Origin of the sequence: Bacillus carboniphilus, assembly GCF_020524035.2 — a bacterium.
Lineage (GTDB): Bacteria > Bacillota > Bacilli > Bacillales > JAIVKR01 > Bacillus_CC.
Window position 1 is genome coordinate 2177002 of record NZ_CP129013.1, and the last position, 18569, is coordinate 2195570.

Consider the following 18569-nt stretch of genomic DNA (forward strand, 5'->3'; position numbering starts at 1 on the left):
TACATTCAGAATAAAGTTTATACATGATTTAATTAAAAATAGCCTATGAAGAATGAAATCTTCATAGACTATTTTTTGCTTACTTACTATTAATAAAGAGTTTTCCTTCTGCAGTCTTTCTAGACTCATTCCCATAATCATCGCGGGTGATAACTTCGATTCTCGCTCCCTCTGCTTTTAAATTCGAGGTTGCCGTCCAATACCCTACATAATGACCTGGTGATACTTCTCGCATCGGAAGTTCGTTTGCGACCGAGGACAGGTGCTGCATTCTTGATAGCTCATTAGTCAACGGCATTTGAATAACAAACGTCGCATCTAAATTTTCTTCACTTTCAAATTCGATACGAACCGTTTCACCACTGTTTAAATTATGGTCCTCTTCTGGTTTTAAATTGTTGATTTCAGGGTCTGTAAATTTCACGTCCACTTTGATTTTTTTAGCCTTTTTATTTCCAGCTGCATCCTTTGCCACTACTTTAATTTTATTTTCCCCATTATCAAGCATGATTCGTTTACGATACTTCCCGTCTTTTATGGTCGCTTTCTTCCCGTTAACCTTCACCCATTGTAGATGTGGATCAGAGACTGTTCCTTCAACCGTTACTGTTTCACGATTGAGTTTATCACCATTTTTTAGATTGTCGATCGTAAGCGTTGGTTTAGTCTGGTCAACAACCACCTTAACGGGCTGAGATGCATCTGTTACTCCTGCTTCTGTCGATGCTTTGGCTGTCAGAACATTTTCACCAACTGAAAGCGATAGTTCACTAGAAAATTTTCCTTGTTCATCTGTACTTGTGGTTTTCACTTCCTCTTCCCCATTGTATAAATGAATCGTTGTATTAGGAGAAGATGTTCCTGTAACAGTAACTTCTTTTTTATTCGTAATCTCTCCACCTTTCGGAGAAGTAATTTCTGGAACGGCAACTTCATAGTCAACAACTGCTCTAATCATATAGTTGCCTTCCTCTTCAGGGGCAAGTGACCATACTCCTCCAATATACTGCCAACTACGTCCGGCGTAATCACCATCTTCATCTGTCGATAATCCTGGCGAGTCTGTATTTACGTTTGATTGAAGGTAAACGATATAAAAATCTCCTTCAACCATAATTCCTTTACTCGATAGATCGATTTCTGTCCATTCTCCATTTCGAAGGGCTGTTGCATCTATTGGACCTGCAAGCTTTTTACCCGGAGCACCATCAATACCCGAATTATCATAAACAGCCACTTGAAACGCTGTTCCTCCTGGATTAGGCCACTCTTCTCCCCAGAACTTAAACAAGGCACCATTTACAAGCGCTCGTTCTTGTCCGTCTTTTAAAGACATTTTTACAGCCCATCCATTTCCCGCATCATAATAAGCTCGTGCATTTTCTGCGGTTCCATTGTCATAGGCAATCACATCAGAGTAACCGATGAAAGGCTTTAAGGAAACGTTTTGGAGCGATGTTTCTTCTCCTTTTACTTCTACCGTAAATTCGGAACTATAATAAGAAGCAGCTCTTACGACTACTGTATAGTTTCCTTCATAAGCTGTGATCGAATATTCACCTTGTTCATTCGTTGTAACAGGTGTCACAGCAGCATCTTCCACTAAATATAAAGTAGCATCTTCTATAGGCTCACCAGTTTGTTCATCTGTAACGACACCCGTAATTTGTCCTTGTGGTAATTCTTCTAAAACAAAATTCGCCTCCGACACTTCATCCTTTATTATCTCTACCTGTTTTGCTTTTGAACGATAACCATACGATTCAGCCTGCACTGTATAAGTACCGACAGCATGAGTAAGCTGATAACTTCCATCCTTTAAACTCGAATAAGTCGACTTCCCTGTTTCAAGCACACTTACTTGGGCACTTAAAGGTAGAACAGATGGCTGCTGTTGATTAATACTTAAGTCCTCTTTTTGTTTCGCTGGCTCAATTTGAGCAGGGTTCACTTTATCCTTGTTAGCAGAAACTTTTTTCGTTTGTTTAACCTCATTAGTCACTTTTTTCGTTGGCTCAAATGGCTCGCCTACTAAGGCAAGGTCATCTAAATACCAACCATCGTAAGTCACACTAAAATCAGTCGTTAGATTAAACATGACAAAAATCCGTTGACCTGCATAACTAGATAAATCAATTTCTGCATCAATCCATTCTTGAGAGGTTCCGTCAATACGTAAAGCCTGTTCCCAATTTTCTAAATCCGTTGATATGAAAACATGTCCATAGTCGAAATTAGATTCAATGTTATACCAATGTTTAAAAGTTAAAAATAACGGTTCTTCTTCAGGAACAATAATTGGTGGAATTTGTAAATTCATGTTCGCATCGTTTTCATACATGCCTTCAAGGTTGGTACCATAAACCTTTTCACCTGAAAAGGCAGCTTCTGGCCCAGATTGTGGTTCTCCCCACTGCCAGCTGTCATTTGTACCGTATGAAAACCAGCCCGTTATGTTTTCTTCAAAATTTTGTTGATAGCCTGTCGTAATTCCTTCTTCAACACTCACTACATATTGATCTGATGTTACTTCGTTTGCTCCAAAATCAACCATACTCCAATAATACGTGAGAGCATTTCCCTTTACCGCCTCTGCAGGAATCACTGCTCGATACGTTCCTTCAAGGAAATCACCTTTAACAAGATCGGCTTCAACGGAAGCGAAAGATCCATCTTCCTGACTATAATGTAAAGTAACATTCATTACACTAATATTGTCAGTCACATCAATTTCTAACGGAAGATCCATTTCCGAAAATGAAATTTCTGGATTCGCATGTGAAAACAGAGGAGCTTCTGTATCTTCTCCTTCTTTCGCTACTTGTCCTTTCACTTTGCCTAGACCTGTAACTAAAGCAGAAACCGCATCAAAAGCGTTAACTAAGCCGTGCCCATAACCGTTATTTGGTGATTCAGGAAACGTACTATCTGTTAAAGGTTGGGCCGTTTCAAGTAATACTTCTTCCATTTCATCGACTGTGATAGATGCATCCACCTGTCTAAGTAATGCCGCTACAGCAGAAACGTGCGGTCCTGCCATTGACGTTCCATCCCAACCTCCTTCATAACCACTGCCAGGTACAGATGAACGAATATTAACTCCTGGAGCAGAAATATCAGGCTTTACTTCATCATAAGGAGAAGGTCCTTGCAAAGAAAAGTCCCCTAATTGATCGTTAATATCTGTTGCTCCTGTGGCAAAAGATTCCGGATAGTTCGCTGGTGTGGCAATAGATTCAGGCCCTCCATCATTAAAGAGACCCGTATTTCCTGCTGAAAACTCAGGGAAAATATCTGCTGCACGCCATGCTTGTACCATCTCACGGTACCATTCATCAAGTCCTGGTCCTCCACCCCATGAATTATTAACAACATCAGGTGCTGCTTCAGGATGCGGATTTCCTTCACGATCTTTTGGTGCTAATATCCATTCTCCTGCAGCAAGAAGGTCAGCATCCGTACCTCCTTCAGCCGTGAATGCTTTTACGGCAATCCACTTCGCTCCAGGGGCAACCCCGATTTGATTTTCACCATTTGGTTCCTTTCCGACCATTGTTCCCGTCACATGCGTTCCGTGACCAAGATCATCATAAGCAACCTCTTCATCTGCAACTGCATCAAACCAGTTCAATTCATGGTTTCCTTCATCAGGATTATTTGGATCATACCCCCCGATATTGCTCTTTTAAAGCCGGATGATCCCATTGAACCCCTGTATCAATCGATGCAATAACGGTTCCTGTTCCATCATAACCAAGCTCCCAAGCTTGAGGAGCATTGACTTTATCAATATTCCATTCGATTGACTGTGTAGAAGCATTCGTTTCAGTTGAAGTCGATTCTTTCACCGTCGGCTGATGAATTTGTCGAACTTCATTTGGTAACACTTTCTCTACTTCTGAGAAGGCAGCAATTTGCTCCATTACTTCCTTCGTTGCCGTCACGGCCATACCATTTACAATGTAGAATGACTGAATGTCCTTAACCGTTCCTTCTTTCTTTTGCTTGTCCAAATATTGTTTAAGATTCTCCTGCGTTTCCTCTGCATTCACTCGCAAAGTGGAAACGATAGTTGATCTTTTTTGAACCTCTGTTTGATGGGCTGATAACTTTTTTTCCTTTGCTTTCTTTTCCGCTTTTACGGCAACTGCTTTTGTATCTACTTGTTCTTTTAGCTTTATTAAAAAGGTGACCTCTTCTTGCTCCTCAAATTGTTTTAATAGTCGATCGCTAATCTTACTTTCTATTAACGTCTTATTCTCTTTAAGAGAAATAGAAGTTTTCTTCGATGTTTGAGCCAAAGCAATGCTAGGTGTAAAAACCGATAATACTAACACAAAAATAGATACATAGGTTAATAGTTTTCGAGTCATTTTTTTCACTAAATCCTTCCTCCTTTATAATTTTACTAAAACAATGACGCCTCCTTTTATACAATCTTTTTGAACTATCCAAAGATGTTACCCTTCATAATATAGGAAAGGAGAGAGGAAGTTTGTCGATTTAAGTTGGAAAAATTGTCTAATCTTAATTCGCATCAAAAAGACTAGAATGTTTCGTTCAATAGATCGATCTGCTTAGTATTTGATTTAGGAGAAAAGTTCGATATGTAATTTTAAGAGAATCAGAAATTTCATACACATAAAATGGTATAAGAAGGTTGAAAGGAGATCCAATTGGAACATTAGGACGTAAAAAAACACCCAAAGCTTCACCTTTGAGTGTTTATTTTTTATCTTGAAGGGGATTGATGATTATTTTTTGAATCAAAAGTTGCAGGATTGATATGATGATGGCGGCAATAACAGCCATACCAAAACTATTGATATTAAAGGAATCTCCCATCAAACTTTGCGTAATCATTAATGTAATGGCATTAATGACGAATAAAAATAGACCTAAACTCAAAATGGTAACGGGTAAGGTCAGTAAAACAAGAAATGGTTTCACAATAACATTAAGAACCGAAATAATCATACTAGCTAAAATAGCCGCCCATACGCTACTGATATAAAAATCATCTCCGAAATAACCAGAGACAACAATGAGAATAAGCGCATTAACGAGTACACTTGCAATCCATTTCATAAACATTTAAACGTCTCCTTCTTTTCCTTCTTCTGGCATAACCAACGCTGCAACAATATAAATAATGATAAATGGTGCTCCAGCTGATATAACAGCTCCGACCGCAAATAGCAGTCGTAATATTGTCACATCAATATTAAGGTATTCAGCAAACCCCGCGAGGACACCTGAAATTTTCTTATCATTGGTTTTTCTAACTAATTTTTTCATAAATAAATCACCCTTCCAACTGTTGAACATGAATTGAACCTGTTTTTGTGTTCGCAAACAAATGCAAATGATCTTCTATACTGCTTTTCCTTTTAAACGTAATTTCTTTCTGCAAAACTTCGTTTTTCTGTTTTAAAACGTCAACGCCGTCAATGTCATACGAAATTGCTCCGACATTCGATGTAAGTTGAGCATTGATTTGTTTATAAGTCTCAAGGGTAATATTAATATTACCAGTCACTGATTTTGTATGAAGGGTTTGACATTCATTAGTGGTGGTCGCTGAAATGTTTCCGTTTAAACTTTGTAAAAACACTTTAGTTACTTTACCAACAAAGTCAATCATCCCATGAACGGTTTCTGCTTCTATTTGATCTACTGTAACATCCTTTAATTTTATTTGTCCATGAATAGTCTCGAACTCAGCTTCTTGACCTGCTACTTCATTGAAAGAGATCATTCCATTGACTGTTTTAGCTTCAATGTCTTTCACATTTAGCTGTTCCCCTCTTATCGAACCGTTGAACAGCTTTATTTTAAGCTTTTGATACAAATTTTTAGGGATAAATAGTTCTGCATTAATTTTCATCGTTTTTCGCTCAGAACGATAACGAAAAGAAGATTGATTTACCTCACAAAGAGTTTCATCAAGAAATTGTTTTCTTGCTAAATCGACTGTTTCAACTCTATACACCTTCACATCATTTTCAATACGAATATTGTTCTCATCCCAAGTATGAATCGATACATTTCCATTGGCGATCTGAATAGAGATTTCTTCTAGATCGTCAACTTCATATTGGAAAATGTGAGTAAATTCCACAGATTGACCAAAGTTAATATCTAAGTCTGTTTCTTTTACTTTTTTCACTGCCGATTCAAAGAGACTAAATAATTTCGTTGTAATGGATTCCTTTTCTGTGGAATCAGTCCTTTTCTCCCACCGATCATCTTCACCTAATACTTCGGTTGAAAGGTGAAACGTCTTCTCTTCTTCTTTTGATTCAACTTCTTTTTCTAATTCATCAATAATCTGAAACGCTTGCTCAGAAGTCAACTTCCCCTTCTTCAACCATTTTTAAAATTCGTTTTGTTTCTTCTTTCATAAAACCATCCCCCAGAGAATAAAGCAGATTATTTTACTAAAACTTGAATCCCTTTAACAATATTATAAATGACTACCGCTGCGTTAATTAGAAAAAAAACTATGAAGGAACTAATTGCACTAAAAATGGCCGTATTTTGCTCAACGAAAAAGATTGATAGTCCTGAAAAAATAATAAAAAAGAATGAAAGGACCGGGATAATGTGTGATATTAACGCTTTCAGTGCATCATTTTTCACTACTTTTTCGTCAGATATAAAAAAGATGATGAACGGTAATATAAACGGCATAAAAAATATACTGAAGTAACTAAGCGATGAAAGCAAATTTGTTTTTTTCCATTTAGCATCTCTCCTTTGTTTTATTTACGTTATAGTTCCGAAAAAGGTTTCAACATTTATATTTTGGCATCCCTCTTTCTTTTAAAATGCCTTATCGTTTATGTTGTTCATCTTATATTTATCTTAATATGAATTGCCACCTTTAGAACTTTAACTTCATTCATTTTAAATCCATTCTAAAAAGCAAAAAGCTTACCTATGAACGATAAGCTTTCGCAATAGTATTACTCCTTCCCCACCAATTCTTTTTCTTTTACCAGTTGTTCCATTCTTTTTCGATCGCGTTGTAAGATAGGTTTTAAATATTTTCCTGTATAGGATGCCTTTGTTTCGGCGACTTTTTCTGGTGTTCCTTTTGCAACGATCGTTCCTCCACCATCGCCACCTTCTGGACCAAGATCGACCAAGTAATCGGCTGCTTTTATAACATCTAAATTATGTTCAATGACTAAGACAGTATCACCGTTTTCCACTAAACGCTGCAACACCTTTAATAATCTCGATATATCATCAACATGGAGTCCAGTAGTTGGCTCATCTAAAATATATAAAGACCTTCCGGTTGAACGTCTATGTAACTCCGAAGCAAGCTTGACACGTTGTGCTTCACCACCAGAGAGTGTTGTGGCTGGCTGTCCTAACGTCACATACCCTAACCCAACATCATATATGGTTTGCAGTTTGCGATTGATCTTGGGGATGTTTTCGAAAAACTTCAAGGCATCTTCGACTGTCATATCGAGTACATCCGATATATTTGCTCCTTTATACGTCACTTCTAAGGTTTCACGATTATAGCGTTTTCCGTGACAAACTTCACATGGAACATACACATCAGGTAAAAAGTGCATTTCTATTTTAATAATTCCATCCCCGCGACACGCTTCACATCGTCCACCTTTTACGTTGAAACTAAAGCGTCCCTTCTTATACCCTCTCACCTTCGCTTCGTTCGTCGTTGCAAATACATCACGAATGTCATCAAATACTCCTGTATAGGTAGCGGGATTAGACCTTGGCGTACGTCCGATAGGAGATTGATCAATATCGATTACTTTATCAAGATATTCAATTCCTTTAATTTCACGATGTTCACCAGGTTTCGCTTTCGCTTTATGTAACTTTTGTGCTAACGTTTTATGAAGCACTTGGTTAATAAGTGTACTTTTTCCCGATCCTGATACACCTGTAACAGATATAAAGGTTCCGAGCGGAAATTTAACATTCACACTTTTTAAATTGTTTTCTTTTGCACCTGAAATTTCTAAATATCTACCGTCTGGTTTTCTTCGTTCGATCGGAAGAGGGATAAATTTATTTCCCGACAAATATTGACCTGTTAAGGAGTTCGGGTCATTCATTACCTCATCTGGTTTTCCAGCTGAAACGATCTCTCCACCATGAATTCCCGCCCCTGGACCAATGTCAATCAAGTAGTCCGCCGCCATCATGGTATCTTCATCGTGTTCAACTACAATGAGTGTGTTTCCAATATCTCTCATGTTTTTAAGTGTAGCAATTAATCGATCATTATCCCGTTGATGGAGTCCAATAGAAGGTTCATCTAATATATAAAGAACACCGGTTAACCTAGAGCCGATTTGTGTTGCTAAACGAATTCGTTGTGCTTCTCCTCCTGAAAGGGTTCCAGCAGAGCGACTTAACGTTAAATAGTCTAAACCTACATTAACGAGAAAGCTTAAACGTTCTTTTATTTCCCGTAAAATTAATCGGGCAATTTGCATATCTTTTTCTGATAGTTCTAGGTGATCAAATAGTTGATAAGCTTCTCTTGTCGATTTTTCTGTTACTTTTCCAATATGCAACCCTTGAATAAGAACAGAAAGACTTTCCTTCTTCAAACGATGGCCTTTACACGTTGGACAAGATTGTTGCGCCATATATTTCTCCATTTGTTCACGTATATAATCAGAGCTTGTCTCTCTATAGCGACGTTCAATATTTCGGACAACACCCTCAAATTGAATATAATTCTCTCGTACATGTCCATAATCATTCTCATAACGAAAATAAATCTCTTCGCTTCCACTACCATAAAGGATTTTATCCATTAAATGTTTCGGGATATCTTTCACAGGCATTTCCATATCAATCCCATAATGATTACAAACAGATTCGAGTAGCTTGGGATAATATTGCGAGCTCGATGGTTCCCAAGGAGCGATGGCATGCTCTAGTAACGAACGATTTTGATCAGGAATGACAAGCTGCATATCAACCTCAAGCTTCGTCCCTAATCCATCACAGCTTTGACAGGCTCCATATGGACTATTGAAGGAAAACATTCTTGGTTCAAGCTCACCAATAGAGAATCCACAGACCGGGCAGGCATGATGCTCGCTAAAAAGAAGCTCTTCTTCGCCAATCACATCAATAATGACTCGTCCTTCCCCAAGCTTTAATGAGGTTTCTAATGAATCAGATAAGCGTACCTCGATACCATCTTTTACTACAACACGATCAATAATGACTTCAATCGAGTGCTTTTTGTTTTTTTCTAATTTGATGTCTTCAGCTAAATCAACCACTTCACCGTCAACGCGAACACGAACATATCCTTGTTTTTTAATATCCTCTAGCACTTTTACATGTGTTCCTTTTCTGCCCGATACCACTGGAGCTAACACTTGCAGCTTCGTCCGTTCTGGATATTCCATAATCCGATCGACCATTTGTTGAATGGTTTGTGAGGAAATTTCTATATCATGATTTGGACAAGAAGGTTTTCCGATCCTCGCAAATAATAGTCGTAAATAATCATATATTTCAGTGACCGTTCCAACGGTCGATCTCGGATTGCGACTCGTCGTCTTTTGGTCAATCGATATAGCTGGTGATAACCCTTCAATGGCATCTACATCTGGCTTATCCATTTGACCTAAAAATTGTCTAGCATAAGCCGATAAAGATTCTACATAACGTCTTTGTCCTTCTGCATACACTGTATCAAAAGCAAGCGACGATTTTCCGGAACCCGAAAGACCGGTTAAAACCACTAATTGATCTCTCGGTATTGTAACATCAATATTTTTCAAGTTATGAGCACGGGCTCCTTTAACTTGAATTTTATCCATTACCATTGTATACCCCTCACCCTTCTGCCTTCACTCTAAAATAAGGTCTCTAAGCTCTGCTGCACGCTCAAATTGCAATGCTTTGGCTGCATCTTTCATTTCTTGCTCCATTTGTTCGATGACTTTTTGGCGTTCTTTTTTGTTCATTTTCGAATACTGTTTACCCGTATTCGTTTCGTACGTTTCAGTATCCTCTGCGGCAATCGTCGCACGAATAACATCGCGAATTTCCTTTTTAATCGTTTGTGGTGTGATTCCATGCTTGTCATTGTATTTTTTTTTGAATAGAGCGACGGCGTTTCGTTTCTTCGATTGCAATATTCATGGAATTTGTCGTACGATCAGCATACATAATGACATGACCATTCGCATTCCTTGCCGCACGACCAATCGTTTGGATAAGAGAACGTTCTGAGCGAAGGAACCCTTCCTTATCAGCATCTAAGATCGCTATAAGGGATACTTCAGGGATGTCCAACCCTTCCCTTAATAAATTAATTCCGACTACTACATCATGCTTTCCTAATCGAAGTTCTCGTATAATCTCAATACGTTCGAGCGTTTTAATTTCTGAATGCAAATAGGTTACTTTAATACCGATTTCCTTTAAATAATCCGTTAAATCTTCAGACATTTTTTTCGTTAAAGTGGTAATTAAAACACGTTCATTTCGTTCGATACGTTTATGTATCTCCTCTAATAAGTCATCGATTTGTCCTTCACTTGGTCTTACGTCTATTGTTGGGTCTAACAATCCTGTTGGACGAATAATTTGTTGCACCATTTTAGGGGTATGTTCGATTTCATATGGACCTGGTGTAGCTGAAACATAGATCATGTTGTTCATATGTTTCTCAAATTCTTCAAACTTAAGTGGACGGTTATCCTTCGCTGAAGGAAGTCTAAATCCATGATCAACAAGTACTTGTTTTCTTGCTTGGTCTCCATTAAACATCGCCCGAACTTGAGGTAAGGTCACATGTGATTCATCAATGACAATCAGAAAGTCGTCTCCTAAGAAATCAAGTAACGTATACGGTGTCGAACCAGCCGTTCTCAATGTTAAGTGTCTTGAATAATTTTCAATCCCTGAACAAAAGCCCATTTCACGCATCATCTCTATATCATATCGGGTCCTCTGTTCAAGTCTTTGCGCTTCAAGTAGCTTATTTTGTTCATTGAGCTCCTCTAACCTTTCTGTTAACTCTTTTTCTATATTGACGATTGCTTTTTCCATTTTCTCTTGTCTAGTGACGAAGTGAGACGCTGGAAATATGGCGACATGTTGGCGCTCACCTGTAATTTCACCTGTTAAAGCATCCACTTCCCGTATACGATCAATTTCATCTCCAAAAAATTCGATACGAATGCACTGCTCTTCTCGAGAGGCAGGTATGATTTCAACGACATCTCCACGGACACGGAATGTACCCCGTCTAAAATCAATATCGTTTCTTTCATACTGTATGTCAACGAGTTTGCGGAGGAGTTGATTACGTTCCACTTCCATACCTGTACGCAAGGAAACAACAAGCTCTTTATATTCCTCTGGTGAACCTAGACCATATATACAGGAGACACTGGCGATGATGATGACGTCATTACGTTCAATTAAAGAAGAGGTTGCAGAGTGACGTAGCTTATCAATTTCGTCATTAATACTCGCATCCTTTTCAATAAAGGTATCTGTTTGCGGAACATAAGCTTCTGGCTGATAGTAATCATAGTAACTTACAAAATACTCAACAGCATTGTTCGGAAAAAACTCCTTAAATTCACTGTATAGTTGCCCAGCTAACGTTTTATTATGAGCAATCACTAAAGTCGGCTTGTTTACTTCTTTAATGACGTTTGAAACAGTAAACGTTTTTCCCGTCCCTGTTGCCCCTAGTAACGTTTGATGCTTAACTCCATTGTTAATACCTTCCACTAGTTGTCGTATTGCCTCTGGTTGATCACCTTTTGGTTGGTATGATGATACTAATTCAAATTGATCCATCCAAAAAGCCCCCATTTCCGTTAATTTGTATTCCTATTGTACCACATTGAAAGGAAAAACAACCAAAAAAACGAACTTAAGTTCGTTTTTTTGAATATCTAGCATTCATTTATTAATCCACTATCGAAACAATTTTCTCTAACCGTTTCGTTAGCTTCTCTCTCCATACCTCAGCTAAAGGTTCCACTTTCAAGATTCTTTCCATTCCTTTTACATTGTTTTTTTGATGAAAGAACACTTGGTTGGCATATAAAATGGTGACGTTGTTTGGATGTGATTCTAACAAATCAATCGGACTGTCCTCTCGAACAACCCCTTCTGAAAGCACGCGACAGAAAAAGCCCGTGTACCCTGTATCAATCACTCGGCTAAGATCAATCGTTGTCCGTTTCGTAATCGTTTGACAAGGGATTCTCCCTTGTGACACTTGAACAATTGCCTCTCCTAGTTGATACACACCCCCGATACAAACATCTTTCTCATGCATATTTATAGCTGTCACATTTTCTCCAAAAGCAGCCTTAGGTAAAATCACTCCATATTCTCTTTCCCACATCGAATAATGTTCATAAGAATAAAAGCACACCGCTCGATCTGGTCCACCATGAAACTTTGTATTCGCTACCCCATCATGATGAAACCCTTCTTTACTTAAATAAACTTCTTTAATCGCGCTTTTACCTATTCCCGAATACATCGTTTTATCTTCACCATATTGTATTTCTTTAGGTTTACCAACGGCTAAATGAACGAGCTTACGAGTCATTTTCACATCCCCTTTTGTCATTCATTATTGCTTTACCCTCTTAACATCTTCAATCATTTTTTTTGACACCATAAATCCTGCTATTAAGGATGCCACATCTAAAAACCAAATCGCCGTAGAATCCATATGCCCATTAAAAAAAGCAACTATTAGCAAAGCTAACGTTAAGCCTGTCCCAACATAATGGTTATAAGTCACTCTAGAAAAAAGCAAAACTAAAAAAAAGGGAATTAATAAAGCCACCAACAATTTAATCATGAATTTTTCTCCTCTTCTAAAACCACTTTATTGCCATTATAACAATGATTCAAGCTGACAAACACAAATTAAACATTTACTAGCTCATCTTCCTGTATTCATGCATATAGATAGGAATGAATGATCAAAACAGGAGAAGGTGAAAAAATGATAAGAATTAGCTTATGTATGATTGTTAAAAATGAAGAAGATACACTGGATCGTTGTTTATCCTCTGTAAAAGGAGTACCTGATGAAATTATCATTGTTGACACAGGATCTACAGATGCTACAAAAGAAATTGCTAAAAAACATAATGCTCGAATATATGACTTTGAGTGGATTGATGATTTTGCCGCTGCACGGAACTTTTCCTTTAGTAAAGCTCGAAAAGACTACATCATGTGGTTGGATGCCGATGACTTGCTCCTTCCCGAGGATCGTCAAAAATTACTAAACTTAAAAGAAAGAATAAGTCCGAAAATTGATGCCATATCAATGATTTATCATACATTATTTGATGAACATGGAAATGTCGTCACTAGTGTTCGAAGAATTCGGATTGTCAAGAAAATACATGACTTTAAGTGGCACGGTTTTGTCCATGAAGATTTAACAACGGAGGAACCTTACAAATACTTTGATAGTGATATCATTGTTACCCATAAAAAACCTGAAGACAAGATGAATAAAGCGGAGGAAGGAAAAACAGGGCGCAACCTACAAATATACGAAAGACACTTAAAAGCAGGAAAGGAGCTTAGTAAACATGACTTGTTTCACTACTCTAGAGAACTGCATAGTAACAAAAGGTATGACGATGCGATTGTGTACTATGAACAGTTTCTAGAGCTAGAAGATATTGAATTACAACATCGTCTATTCGTTATGCATAAACTCGCCTCATGTTATCACATCATAGGGAACATTGATAAAGAAAGAGAGATCACGTTTGAATCTCTTAAGTGGGATGTGCCACACCCATCTTTCAGTTGCAGAATTGCCGAATGGTTTTTAGAAAAAGAACACTATGCTCAAGCTGCCTATTGGTATGAACAAGCCTTGAACGACAAAGCTGAAGATACATGGCTAATCGATCAATTACCTTTTCGAACTTGGCTTCCACATAAACAACTCGGACTCTGTTATTTTCATCTTCAAAAGTATCATGACTCACTCTTCCACAACAAAAAAGTGCTTGAATATCAACCGAATGATGAAGCTACTATGAAAAATATAAAAATGCTGGAAGGTCTTATATAAAATACGAGAAAAGCCCTAGCGGGGGTACAACCGTTAGGGCTGAAAAATGGCTTACGAATTACCACATTCGTAATAATCATTAAACAACATTTATTTCTTTTAATGCCTTTAAATAACGCTCATTAACAATGTCCCAATTGACCGTATTCCACCAATTTTCAACGAATTCAGGGCGGCGATTTTGGTATTTTAAGTAATAGGCATGCTCCCAAACATCAATGACAAGTAGAGGGACTTTCCCTTCTTCTAAAGGAGTGTTTTGATTAGCTGTACTCATGATAGAAAGTGAGCTTCCATCTAAAACAAGCCAGCCATAACCACTACCAAAACGACTGATTGTAGCTTGAGACAACTTATGTTTAAAGTCATCAAACGTATTAAAATAATACTCAATCGATTTTTTTATGTCTCCGTTAGGATCACCACCACCTTTTGGACTCATATTTTCCCAAAAAAGACTATGACAATAATGACCCCCTCCATTGTTCCTTACTTTTGTTTGAATATCCTTTGGCAAAGAAGAAAGGTTAGCAAGAATCTCCGGTAGCGATTTTCCTTGTAATCCTTCAGTTGAGGACAGCGCATTATTTAAATTTTTTACATACGTTGCATGATGTTTACTATGATGGATCTCCAATGTCCTTGCATCGATGTAGGGCTCGAGATCATCATAGTCATATTGTAAATCTGGTAAGATATGAATCAATCTCACCTCCCTTTTGTTGTATTAAGGAAAAATTATTTCCTTAAGCAAATATTATAACATGTCCTAACTAATGTCAAACGAAAAACTTCTTTTTAAAAAAGAAAAAGTAGCCTCCTTTTTTAGAAAGCTACTTTTTATGTTTACACTGCTCCGCTTCGGTCTTTTTGTCGTCACCAATAAATATTAAACCAAGCTCATGATGCTCGCCTTCATACATTGAACGTTGAACAAAACGAACCTCTCCATTAAACCCGATCACATCAAGCTTACAATACGTACGATTTTTTTGTAAAGCCTCATAAAACCCAGAAACCGTCGTGACAGGTTGCCCATTCACCTGGATGATCATTTCCCCAACTTGTAAATTTAATTGATTCGCCGGGGAACTTGGAAGAATTCCTAATATGACTAAACCTTGATCTCTTTTAGAAAAATAAAAAGCAGCAGAATCATCATTCATGCGTTGTTTAATAGAAATAAATTGATGACCAACGAAGGAAAATCCAACACTCCATAAACAAGAGGAGTCCACCAAAGACTCGCAATCGCAAAGGTAAGCGTTAATAACCCTAGCCAAATGATTCTTCGACCTGTTACTTGAATACTTTCCTTCGGCATTGAACCTTGAATTCTTTGGTGAAATCCGACAAATAACGGAACACACAAAAGCCAAAAGGAATCTCCATGTAACGTAAAATGAGACCAGTCTGTAATTGATAGGCTTCCTCCTGGAATTAACAAAAGAGTCGGCAGCCATCCAAACTTTATCGGAACGATGGTTACCAATCGATTTTCCCCGACTACTCATTTTGATAGAGGGAGACGTTTTAAGATGACCTGAACGATAAACTAAAAACCCTTCTATTATTATTAGTAAGGCTAATAATATTGCTAATGTTGGCAAAGAAGTCGTCTCTACATTGATAAGATATTGACTAAACCAATATTCTTTTAAGTCAATCATAGAAAGGATGCTGACTAACAAAATTGTTCCACCCATTGTATACACAGGAGATAATAGTCTTGTCTGGAGTGTTATACATAGCAACAATGTCCATACAGTCATTAAAACAATGGTCCCAAACGGAAGCATTAATCCTGTTAATAGAATTACAAGGGAAAAAAGCACGCCAAGAAAAAGTCCTTTTAGAAAAGTGAACTTCACTTCCTCTAAAGTATCGTAAATTCTTATATGAAAAGACTTTCTCTCTCTCTTTACTCTAAGAACTCCAATTATTACACAATAAAAAAGCATAAAGTATAACAACGGATTCAGAAAAAAACGACCGATACCTTTCGATAACTCCATTAACCATTGTTCTAACAAATGATACACCGCCTTTGAAAGAAATAGCTTTATTTCTTTCATTCTACCAAATTTCTACTAGGCCGTGTTTAAAAAGTATTTCTAGATTGAATAGACTTCTGTGAAAACGATGAAGCTAAAATCTTGAAGAAGACTGTAAATTTGTCCATAAAGAAGTATTATTCAAGGAAAAATCAAACAAATAATTCATCGATGAAATGTTTGTAAAATCTTGAATGGCTAAGATCGTCCTTTTTATATCTGTCAAATTCACACCTAGTCTTTTTTGTTCCTTTATTAAGTAAGAGAAAAACTCTTCAACTGTTTGCTCATCAATTGAAGAAATTTCTTTAATAGAGGTGTAATTTGCAATATACAGACAAAACTGCTGTATACCAATAAAAATTTTTGTGTTTGAGAGGTTCGATTCTTGATCAACCGCTTTGAATTGATGAAACAAATCCTCAAATCTTTCTTTTCTTAATGCACTTGCTCGCTTACTCAATGAATCCCCAACTTTCTAAATTATTCTTCGACCCAACATTATAATAATAACGATTTTACAAGATTCATTTCAACCTTATAAAGACTCATTTTCATTTTTATGCAGGAATGAGAGTTAATATAAAAGAATACGTGAGAAGTTAAGAAAAGTGCAAGCGCCCGTTTAGCAACGAAGGATTAGGAACGTCAACTAAGTACAGTCACGTCCTGTGACAAACGTTGACGCTAGCACATCGTATGCGTCGGAGTTGCTGGCAATGGAGCTAGACAAAAATAAAAGCAACATCCAAATAAGGACAGATTTTTTTACTTTTTTACTCTGTAAAAAAAGCGTAGCACGAATCTTATGATTCAAACTACGCCTTAAGCTTTTGTCCCATAAAAGTTTCTAGTTTACTTGACTAAAATAACGTTTGTACAGCTGCCTTTAATTGCAAATCTTGATTTTTATCTCTTTTTAATTTTTCAATTTCCTCATTTATTTTTGCAGCCGTTTTTTTATCAATTATGCCTGTTGGATTCAATTCAACCTTTTTTTGAAAAGACTCCACGGCCTTCTCCATTATTTTGCTATAATACCCATCTTGTCTTCCTGCATCGTACCCTAATCCAGAAAGTAATACTTGCGCACGTATAATTTGTTCATTATTCATATCGAGTTTCAAAGGTTCTTCAATTTGAATAGGACTAGCATCGAAGAATGATGGCTGTTCCACCTTCAAAGTAGGTTCAACCCCTTTTTTTATGAATCCATTTCCCTTCAGGCGTTAACCATTTATACAGAGTAAGCTTAATATTACTGCCATCGCCCATAGGTATTGCTTGTTGTACCGTTCCTTTTCCAAAGGAGGTTTCACCCACAATAGGTGCATCATTGGTTTCTTTCAACGCACCAGCTAAAATTTCAGATGCAGACGCACTTCCTTTGTTAATTAAAACGGATACGGGATAATCTTTTTCTTTCTTTAACTCAGAATAGTGAACTTCTCGATCACCATCTCTTTCTTCGATTTGAATAATTGGTTTTTTGTTTGGAACAAACTTTTGTAAAATCTCTTCCACCGAAGTCAAGTAGCCTCCTGGATTTCCTCTCACATCAATAATCAAACCTTCAATACCGTCTTTCTCTAGTTGATTTAATCCCTTATTAAAATCCTCAGCAGTCTTCTCAGAAAAAGAGGTAATTTGTATGTACCCATAAGGGTGATTTTTATATGTACCTTTCTCTGCGTGCACCGTTTGAATTGGAATTTTATCTCTCTTCACTTTAAACTTTAAAGGTAATTCTGAGCCTGTCCGTTTTACCTCAATGTTGACACTAGTCCCTTTTTCCCCTCTTATCTTCAACACAGTTTCATGTAAGTCCAGCTCCTCAGTTGAATGGCCATCGACGGAAAGGATGACATCATTTGGCTTTAATCCAGCAACATCCGCTGGTGATCCTTTGAACGGTGAAATAATGACAACTTGTCCATCCACCATTCCTACTTCTGCCCCTATCCCCTCAAATGAAGAATCTAAAGACTGTGTAAATTGCTGAGCAGTTTCTTTATCCATGTAAACGGAGTAAGGGTCTTCCAAGGTAGAGAGCATCCCTTCTATCGCACCTTCTAGTAGCTCCTCATCGTCTACCTCTTGTACATATTTAGTTTTTATAGGCTCAAACGCTTTTTCTAATTTTTCAAAATCGGTCTCACTAGAAGATTCACTTACTTTTACTTCTCCAACTCCCGCATTTGCCATGATTGCTTCTGATTGTTGTTCAAGAGTTTCATTTACTATAAAAACAGCACCTGTCCCAACTAATATTGTCAAAACAAGCGTTCTAGTCAACCACAATCGCTTCATCCTTCTCCATCCTTTCAAGATTCATTCTCGTCCAAGCTATTGTGGTGATAGTATATGCAAGAAGGGAAAGAATCATACGATTAGAAAGTGAAAGGATGACG

At 37.4% G+C, this 18569-nt stretch carries 10 protein-coding genes and 3 pseudogenes; 1 reads left to right on the forward strand and 12 read right to left on the reverse strand.

All coding sequences use genetic code 11. The features are described from left to right. Positions 1-79: 79 nt before the first annotated feature. The 8 genes and pseudogenes from LC087_RS11215 to LC087_RS11250 all read right to left on the reverse strand — a co-directional run bounded on the left by LC087_RS11215 (position 80) and on the right by LC087_RS11250 (position 12862). Positions 80-4373, reverse strand: a pseudogene (locus tag LC087_RS11215) (S8 family serine peptidase). A gap of 352 nt (positions 4374-4725) precedes the next feature. After that, positions 4726-5094, reverse strand: a complete 369-nt coding sequence (locus tag LC087_RS11220; RefSeq protein ID WP_226541564.1) for a phage holin family protein — start codon at positions 5092-5094, stop codon at positions 4726-4728. Next, on the reverse strand, positions 5095-5298 hold the full coding sequence (locus tag LC087_RS11225) for a PspC domain-containing protein (RefSeq protein ID WP_226541565.1): 204 nt from the start codon (positions 5296-5298) through the stop codon (positions 5095-5097). A 7-nt stretch (positions 5299-5305) separates the two neighbouring features. After that, complete coding sequence (locus LC087_RS11230) at positions 5306-6355, reverse strand: DUF4097 family beta strand repeat-containing protein (protein ID WP_306019570.1); 1050 nt, start codon at positions 6353-6355, stop codon at positions 5306-5308. Between the two features lie 613 nt (positions 6356-6968). Next, positions 6969-9845 (reverse strand): excinuclease ABC subunit UvrA, encoded by a 2877-nt coding sequence (uvrA, locus tag LC087_RS11235; RefSeq protein WP_226541571.1) that lies wholly within the window; start codon positions 9843-9845, stop codon positions 6969-6971. A 10-nt stretch (positions 9846-9855) separates the two neighbouring features. After that, positions 9856-11853, reverse strand: a pseudogene (uvrB, locus tag LC087_RS11240) (excinuclease ABC subunit UvrB). Between the two features lie 97 nt (positions 11854-11950). Continuing rightward, on the reverse strand, positions 11951-12604 hold the full coding sequence (locus LC087_RS11245) for an MOSC domain-containing protein (RefSeq protein ID WP_226541574.1): 654 nt from the start codon (positions 12602-12604) through the stop codon (positions 11951-11953). Between the two features lie 24 nt (positions 12605-12628). Beyond that, on the reverse strand, positions 12629-12862 hold the full coding sequence (locus LC087_RS11250; RefSeq protein WP_226541575.1) for a DUF2198 family protein: 234 nt from the start codon (positions 12860-12862) through the stop codon (positions 12629-12631). 147 nt (positions 12863-13009) lie between these two features. Here LC087_RS11250 and LC087_RS11255 point away from each other — a divergent pair, with 147 nt between their 5' ends. Beyond that, positions 13010-14104, forward strand: coding sequence for a glycosyltransferase (locus tag LC087_RS11255; protein ID WP_226541576.1), 1095 nt, complete (start codon positions 13010-13012; stop codon positions 14102-14104). 79 nt (positions 14105-14183) lie between these two features. Here the strand turns inward: LC087_RS11255 and LC087_RS11260 are convergent, their stop codons facing one another. The 4 genes and pseudogenes from LC087_RS11260 to LC087_RS11275 form a co-directional block, all read right to left on the reverse strand. Next, entirely contained in the window at positions 14184-14810 is a 627-nt protein-coding gene (locus tag LC087_RS11260; protein ID WP_226541579.1) for a superoxide dismutase, read from the reverse strand. Between the two features lie 127 nt (positions 14811-14937). Next, the gene (locus LC087_RS11265; RefSeq protein ID WP_306019571.1) at positions 14938-16137 is read right to left on the reverse strand and encodes a PDZ domain-containing protein; all 1200 of its coding nucleotides are present in this window, start codon (positions 16135-16137) and stop codon (positions 14938-14940) included. A 115-nt stretch (positions 16138-16252) separates the two neighbouring features. Beyond that, positions 16253-16621, reverse strand: a complete 369-nt coding sequence (locus LC087_RS11270) for a swarming motility protein SwrAA (RefSeq protein ID WP_226541584.1) — start codon at positions 16619-16621, stop codon at positions 16253-16255. 400 nt (positions 16622-17021) lie between these two features. Next, a pseudogene (locus tag LC087_RS11275) lies at positions 17022-18468 on the reverse strand (S41 family peptidase). Between the last annotated feature and the right edge of the window lie 101 nt (positions 18469-18569).

Bases quoted from the DNA above. Each gene is read 5' to 3' on its own strand.
- uvrA (WP_226541571.1), bottom strand. From the start codon at position 9,845: ATGGTAATGGATAAAATTCAAGTTAAAGGAGCCCGTGCTCATAACTTG.
- LC087_RS11255 (WP_226541576.1), top strand. From the start codon at position 13,010: ATGATAAGAATTAGCTTATGTATGATTGTTAAAAATGAAGAAGATACA.
- LC087_RS11250 (WP_226541575.1), bottom strand. From the start codon at position 12,862: ATGATTAAATTGTTGGTGGCTTTATTAATTCCCTTTTTTTTAGTTTTG.
- LC087_RS11245 (WP_226541574.1), bottom strand. From the start codon at position 12,604: ATGACTCGTAAGCTCGTTCATTTAGCCGTTGGTAAACCTAAAGAAATA.
- LC087_RS11225 (WP_226541565.1), bottom strand. From the start codon at position 5,298: ATGAAAAAATTAGTTAGAAAAACCAATGATAAGAAAATTTCAGGTGTC.
- LC087_RS11220 (WP_226541564.1), bottom strand. From the start codon at position 5,094: ATGTTTATGAAATGGATTGCAAGTGTACTCGTTAATGCGCTTATTCTC.